Origin of the sequence: Mycolicibacterium gilvum (assembly GCF_900454025.1) — a bacterium.
GTDB lineage: Bacteria > Actinomycetota > Actinomycetes > Mycobacteriales > Mycobacteriaceae > Mycobacterium > Mycobacterium gilvum.
The window spans coordinates 1-6,423 of sequence record NZ_UGQM01000006.1 but is presented as its reverse complement, the minus strand read 5'-3'; the positions used below and the strand labels follow the sequence as shown (position 1 = coordinate 6,423).

The following is a 6,423-nucleotide window of genomic DNA, read 5'->3' as shown; positions in this document are numbered from 1 at the left end:
GGGGTGAATCAGGTTGCCAGGTCCGGTTGTCACGGATGAGGGCGTAGAGAACGTTGGTGCGCCGTCGCGCCAGGCAGATGGTGGCGGGATCGGCCGCTTTCCTTCGTCTCGTTTGCGCTGGTAATAGGCCTTGGAATCTGGGTCGCAGCGGATCGCGGTCAACGCCGACATGTACATGACTCGGCGCAGTCGGCGACTGTAACGCTTGGGGTGTGCAGTCGTCCGGTGCGCTTTCCGGAGTCTCGAGACACTGGCGCCAGGCCGGCCAGGCCGCGAGTTGGTCAGCCGATCCGATCAGCGCGGGATCACCAACGGCGGCGAGGAATTCGGCGCCCAGCCGAAATCCTATGCCGGGCATGCTGGTGATCACCTCGGCGAGTGGATGGCGGCGAAATCGCCCTCGATGTCGGCGTCGTGGTCTTGATGCGGTCATCGAGGGCGATCACCTCCCGCGCCAGATCAGCGATCAACCCGGCGGCCACCTCTTCGCCGGGCAGGCGCATCGTCTGGGTTTTCACTGCAGCCACCGCAGCCGCCGCGATCGAGGCGGCGTTGCGCACACGGCATCGGTCAAGACTTTGGTCAGCCGCGAAACACCGCTTTGTCGAATCGCTTTGGGACGCTGGTAGCGCGCCAGCAGTATCACCCAGCCACGGTCTTGGCTCGGTTGGGCGGCTCGTTCCAGGGCCGGGCAGACCGCGACGAGTTGCTGGCGCAGCCGGTTGATCGTGCGGGTGCGGTCGGCCACCAGGTCGGCGCGATGGCCGGTGAGCATCCGCAACTCGCTGATCAAGTCATCATCGGGATGCAGAACGGGCAAGTCCTGGCCGCGCATGCGCGCCTGGTCGGCGATCACCCGAGCGTCTTTGGCATCGGTTTTGGCCTCCCCACCGCGGTAGGTCGCCGAGGCCTGCCACACCGCCCGGCCGGCCAGATACCGGACCGTTTTGCCGGCGTCGGCCAGCACCGTCAACACCAGTGCGGCATACACCGTGGTCAGGTCCACCGTCCACGACACTCGCTCGCCAGCTCGTCGATTTCAGCGACGAGCTCCCGGATCGGTTGCTCGTCGTTGACCAGCCGGCGCGACAACACCACCTTCCCGCTGTCGTCGACCGCACAAACCCAGTGATGCTCTTTACCAACATCCACTCCAGCCCACACCTGGCCCGTCGTCATCACCCCTCTTTTCGCCTGTCTACCAACATGATCCCATGGACAACCCCGCCAGCATTTCCTTAAACAAGCGATCACATCGCAGATCTCAATCAGCGGCCAGAGGAGTCCAGGCAGGCCGGGCGGCCAGTCCTTTCAAGCCGCACCACCAGGCCGGCTACGACCATGCAGCCTCACCCGACCCACCCGGGTCACAGCCCAACGTAACAACACGAAGTAACTGCAACTACGAACTTAAGGACCCACCATGACCAACACCAACGACGCCGACTGGCAGGCCGACTGGGCAATCGAGATCGACCGAGGCCGCTTGGCCCTCGACGGCAGCCTGGTCGACGCCATCAACGCCCTCACCCGCGCACAGCAGGCGCTGGCCACCTTGACCAGCACACACGTCTACGACACCGAGTTCGCCGAGAACCCCCAAGGCGACGACATCGCCTCGTTCCTGTCCGACAGCCTGCGCAACACCCGAGCCGCCTACCACATCGCTCACCGCGTCATCGAGGACGAACGCACCTAAAACGTCAGGGGCGGGCTCACCGCCACCTGGTGGGCCCGGCCCCGCAGTCCCGAAAACAGCTCTGCACCAACACATCTCAACCACGGAGGCCCGACAATGCGAACCGCTCCACATCCACAATATGCGTTGCAAGGCGTATTCCCTCAGAGTAGTATCAACGTATGTTGATCGACTGGTCCGACGAGTTCAACACCTGGCTCGATCGCCTCGAAGACCACGCCGATACCGACCCCATCAGCGCCCGCCGACTCGACTACATCACCGCACAACTGCAGCACCTCCAAGAACTGGCGAGCCACCCGAAGACGACACCGCCCACCTGCGCCGCGTCCGCCAATCCAAGACCTATCCCGTCTGGCGACTCTCACACCCCTACGACCCCGACATCGCCGTGCGGCTCATCGTGTGGTTCCCCGACCACGAGCACGCCGTCATCGCCCTGTTCGCCGGCGACAAAGCCCGCATCGGAAACGTCTTCTACAACAGCGTCGGCACCCGCGCCGACGCCGCCATCGAGACCTGGAAACAACGGAAGGACACCCAATCATGACCATCGAAGACCGCGGCGGTGCCCGCCTGACCAAGCTCCTCGCCGATCCCGAACGCGCCGAGCGCGTCAGCCAGATCCGCCAACAGATGCGCGACGACGACCGCGCCTACGCCATGAACCTGGCACTGATCCGGCACGCCGCCGACCTCACCCAAGTCGAACTCGCCCGACGCCTGGGAGTAGGACAAGCCGCGGTGTCCAAAGTCGAACGCCAACACGACCTGCTGCTGTCCACCCTGTCCAGCTACGTCGCCGCCGCCGGCGCCAACGCGCGCATCGTCGTCACCGTCGGAGACCGCGACCTGGAATTCGACCTCGCCACCCTGGCCGACGCAGCGCCACCGGAACAGTAACCAGTCGCATCCGAGGGCACCCGCCAGCGCGCGCCGCTGGCGTGGTGCCCCTCGTTCATCATCGAGCCTCGGCGCTGCGGCCCCGAGGCGCCGGCGCACTAGGAGCGACCGCCGGATGCCCGCCTGCGGCGGGCGTGGGTTGGGTAGCTACTCACCTTTAACCGTCAGCAGGGGTCGCAGCCTAATCGGCCGGGGGCCCGACCGGTCAACCCACACCGACGCCGAACTACGCAGGCCGAGTGACCTTTTCGGCCCTATCAAGCTCGCTGCCGCTCGCGGGCCGAAAACCCTGCTCCGTGCGCCGTCGGCTCTTCGGGGTTGACCGCCCACCCTCACCCGATTGACCGCTCCCCAGCGCTGACCGGCAGCGCACCGAAAGGGGAAACGTCATGTCCATCACCACCGCCATCATCACCACCGACTGCATCGCCACCATCGACCAGCCCGTCGATTGCCTCCTCGACGCCATGATCGAAGCCCAGAACCGCGTCGGACAGATCACCTGGGACGACATCGCCGCCGAGCGGGCCCAGGGCACCTACCGCAACCGGGCCGGCGCCCGGACACCCATCACCGTCGTCGACACCAGCACCACCACCGACCTGCTCGACACCATCCGAACCTGGATGCCGCCCGCCTAAGCGCAGCGCCGCCCGGCCCGGCCCCGCCTCGCGCGGGGACCGGGCTACCGGCGTCTTCCGGGATCACACCTCACCAGCAGCAGCGGCCGCCCTGGCGGGCGCCGGATGCCCGCCTGCGGCGGGCGTGGGTTGGGTAGCTACTCACCTTTAACCGTCAGCAGGGGTCGCAGCCTAATCGGCCGGGGGCCCGACCGGTCAACCCACACCGACGCCGAACTACGCAGGCCGAGTGACCTTTTCGGCCCTATCAAGCTCGCTGCCGCTCGCGGGCCGAAAACCCTGCTCCGTCCGGCGTCGGCTCTTCGGGGTTGACCGCCCACCCTCACCCGATTGACCGCTCCCCAGCGCTGACCGGCGCACCACTCACCACGAGAAACGGGAGAACACCATGACCACCACCACCGCCACACCCACCGTGCCCACCACCGTGTACCTCAACGAGGTCCCCGCAAGTTTCCTCGGCTTCAACCGCGCCGCACCCGCGCGGCTGCGCGCCGCCGCAACTTTCAACCTGCCCATCCCCACCGACACCGACCACAGCAGACCGCCATCAGCGCCGCACTCGAGCACATCTTCGACGAGCTCAACTGCGAACCCACCGCCACCTGGGCCACCGGATGGCGCCGCGCCGGACACCGCAGCCTGTCCGTCGGCGACGTCGTAGTCATCGGCGAAACCGCCTGGGCCGTCGCCTCGGTGGGCTGGAACCCCGTGTCCACCGACGAACTCACCGCAGCCATCGACCGGTCCTGACCACCCGATCGGGCCCCGCCCCGGCGCGGGGCCCGATCACCACCCCAGCTCATCCATCACCCATCCTTGAAAGGACACCACCATGGGCCAATACTTCAACCCCGTCATCGTCGACCCCACGGGCCGACCCCTGGCCGCCCTCAACCCCGCCACCTACGGCGCCGGACCCAAACTGTCCACCCACACCCGCGCCGACTGCCCCCTCATGGCCGCCGTGGAAATACTGCTCACCCTCGACGGCGGTGCCCGCCTGGTCTGGGCCGGCGACTACGAGGACCCCGACGACGACCAGGATGCGCTGTATTGGCTCGTCGAACCCCAGCATTTCGTGCGGTTCGCCGGTCTCATCGACCCCGACGAGCCGGTCACCCCCAACGCTGAAGCGCCCACAGCACTGCCGGCCCACCGGTACATCTGCAACGCCGACAAGCGCCAGTACCTCGACAAAGACCACTTCGGTGTCGACGACTACGGATTCCGGCGCTCCCCCCTGCCCTGGCTCACCGCCGAAGGCGGCCTCGCCACACACAGGCGCCACACCACCTGGGCCCGCGACCGCATCTACCTCGCAGCCCAGCACCCAGGCCCCGGATGGACCGAAGTGCCCGCCCTGCTCTGGGTCTGACCAACCACCAGCCCGCCCGGGTCCGCGCAGCCGCGCGGGACCGGCGGGCCTGTGGTGTCTTCCGGTCCGCCGCCCCCTGTCGGCCGGCGCGCCCGGAGGCGCGGATGCCCGCCTGCGGCGGGCGTGGTCCGTAGCCCCTCACCTTTAACCGTTCAGCTGGGTCGCCCAGTGTGACCGACGAGGCCCCGTCACGCGCAACCCACACCCGCGCCGAACTCCGCAGGCCGAGTGACCTTTTCGGCCCAACGCCAGCTCGCCAGGGCGCTGCGCGCCGGCTCGCGCGGGCCGAAAACCCTGCTCCGCTCGTCACGGCCTCTTCGAGGTTGCGCGCGCCACCCCGCCGGTCCCCCGCAACCCCAGCGCTAACCGGCGCAGCAAACACCGCAGACGACGGAGAACAACCATGACCTACCCCCTCGACGACTTCTGGGCCAACGTCGACGCCGCCCTGACCCGCTGCGCAGAGGCCACCACCGTCGAAGACGTCATCACCATCCTCAACGAACACTTCAACCCCTCCAGCGGCGCCGCCTTCTTCGGCGGCTCGGGGGCGACACCCAGCTCCTCGACAAGCTCTACTGGGACCGAGCCGACAGCACCTGGCGGGTCGTCCGCTACGACGCCCCCTACTACTGGTGCCTGGCCGACACCAACGGCGACCTGCTCACCTACATCGAAGGCGACGTCTACCGCGGCAACACCATGACCGACTAACCCGCCGCCCCCAGCCGGTGTCCGCGCAGGGTGCGGGCATCGGCTGGTGTGGTGTCTTCCGGTGCGTGGTCGCCGGCGCACTAGGTGCGACCGGCGGATGCCCGCCTGCGGCGGGCGTGGTCCGTAGCCCCTCACCTTTAACTGTTCAGCTGGGTCGCCCAGTGTGACCGACGAGGCCCCGTCACGCGCAACCCACACCCGCGCCGAACTCCGCAGGCCGAGTGACCTTTTCGGCCCAACGCCAGCTCGCCAGGGCGCTGCGCGCCGGCTCGCGCGGGCCGAAAACCCTGCTCCGCTCGTCACGGCCTCTTCGAGGTTGCGCGCGCCACCCCGCCGGTCCCCGCAACCCAGCGCTAACCGGCGCACCCAACCCGTACACGAACGGAGAACAACCATGGAGATCGACTACGGCCTGGCCTGGGACTTCCTCGACGACCACGACAGCCGGCCCTACCAACTGCGCTTCCGCCGCAACGGGTGGTTCGACGACACCGGCCAACTCATCGCCGTCGTCGCCAAGTTCGACCACCCCGACAACGGACACACCCTGCCCATCAGCGGAGCCGACGTCGACTTCAACGACGTCGAGCAGGCCATCGACGGCTGGCAGAACTGGGCCCGAATTACCGACTCCACCGTCAGTCTCGCCGCCATCCGCCGCCGCCTCACCGCCGCCGGGCTCGTCTAACCCCACTCCCAGAAAGGAACCCACCATGAGCGCATTCATCGTCGACCCCGAACACATCCACGTCCTGCTCTGGGCCGCCAGCCGGCCCACCAGCCCCTACGGACCCCTGGTCTGGTACTACGACAACCCCAGCCGAGAAGGCCGGCTCACCGACGACGCAATCGACACCGTCGGACAGATGCTTGTCGACGAGAACGCCGCCTCCGTCAACTACCGCTACGACGAAGACGACGCCTATATCTACGCCTACCAGCGGCCCCGCCACACCACCTGGAGTGCTGTCGAGCTGATCAAAGCTCTGCACTGCTACGAATACCAGTCCTGCGAGCACCCCGGCTGGCGCACCAGCCAAGCCCACTCCTTCTGCCGCGCCCTCGAACGCCGCCTCATCGGCGAACTG

General features: G+C 67.5%; 9 protein-coding genes and 1 pseudogene. 9 read left to right on the top strand and 1 reads right to left on the bottom strand.

Annotated features, from left to right (window positions below; genetic code table 11):
* A pseudogene (locus DYE23_RS29675) lies at nt 1–1,179 on the bottom strand (IS110 family RNA-guided transposase); the annotation flags it as partial.
* Between the two features lie 244 nt (nt 1,180–1,423).
* Here DYE23_RS29675 and DYE23_RS29670 point away from each other — a divergent pair.
* From DYE23_RS29670 to DYE23_RS29630, 9 genes are all read left to right on the top strand, one after another.
* Nucleotides 1,424–1,699, top strand: coding sequence for a hypothetical protein (locus DYE23_RS29670; protein WP_011767738.1), 276 nt, complete (start codon nt 1,424–1,426; stop codon nt 1,697–1,699).
* A 391-nt stretch (nt 1,700–2,090) separates the two neighbouring features.
* The gene (locus DYE23_RS31590; protein ID WP_235660687.1) at nt 2,091–2,249 is read left to right on the top strand and encodes a hypothetical protein; all 159 of its coding nucleotides are present in this window, start codon (nt 2,091–2,093) and stop codon (nt 2,247–2,249) included.
* Nucleotides 2,246–2,602: a type II toxin-antitoxin system RelB family anti-toxin gene (locus DYE23_RS29660; protein WP_115329256.1), complete on the top strand. Its 357-nt coding sequence runs from the start codon at nt 2,246–2,248 to the stop codon at nt 2,600–2,602. The genes DYE23_RS31590 and DYE23_RS29660 overlap by 4 nt, the downstream gene beginning before the upstream one ends.
* 389 nt (nt 2,603–2,991) lie before the next feature.
* Nucleotides 2,992–3,243: a DUF7280 family protein gene (locus tag DYE23_RS29655; RefSeq protein WP_115329255.1), complete on the top strand. Its 252-nt coding sequence runs from the start codon at nt 2,992–2,994 to the stop codon at nt 3,241–3,243.
* A 388-nt stretch (nt 3,244–3,631) separates the two neighbouring features.
* Nucleotides 3,632–3,907 (top strand): hypothetical protein, encoded by a 276-nt coding sequence (locus DYE23_RS29650; protein WP_235660686.1) that lies wholly within the window; start codon nt 3,632–3,634, stop codon nt 3,905–3,907.
* A 171-nt stretch (nt 3,908–4,078) separates the two neighbouring features.
* Nucleotides 4,079–4,621, top strand: coding sequence for a hypothetical protein (locus DYE23_RS29645; RefSeq protein ID WP_115329254.1), 543 nt, complete (start codon nt 4,079–4,081; stop codon nt 4,619–4,621).
* A 403-nt stretch (nt 4,622–5,024) separates the two neighbouring features.
* A complete protein-coding gene (locus DYE23_RS29640; RefSeq protein WP_235660685.1) occupies nt 5,025–5,327 on the top strand; it encodes a hypothetical protein in 303 nt (100 codons plus the stop codon).
* 402 nt (nt 5,328–5,729) lie between these two features.
* Nucleotides 5,730–6,023, top strand: a complete 294-nt coding sequence (locus tag DYE23_RS29635) for a hypothetical protein (protein WP_115329253.1) — start codon at nt 5,730–5,732, stop codon at nt 6,021–6,023.
* Nucleotides 6,024–6,048: 25 nt separating this feature from the next.
* The coding region (locus DYE23_RS29630) for a hypothetical protein (protein ID WP_115329252.1) at nt 6,049–6,423 on the top strand (375 nt) is incomplete at its 3' end.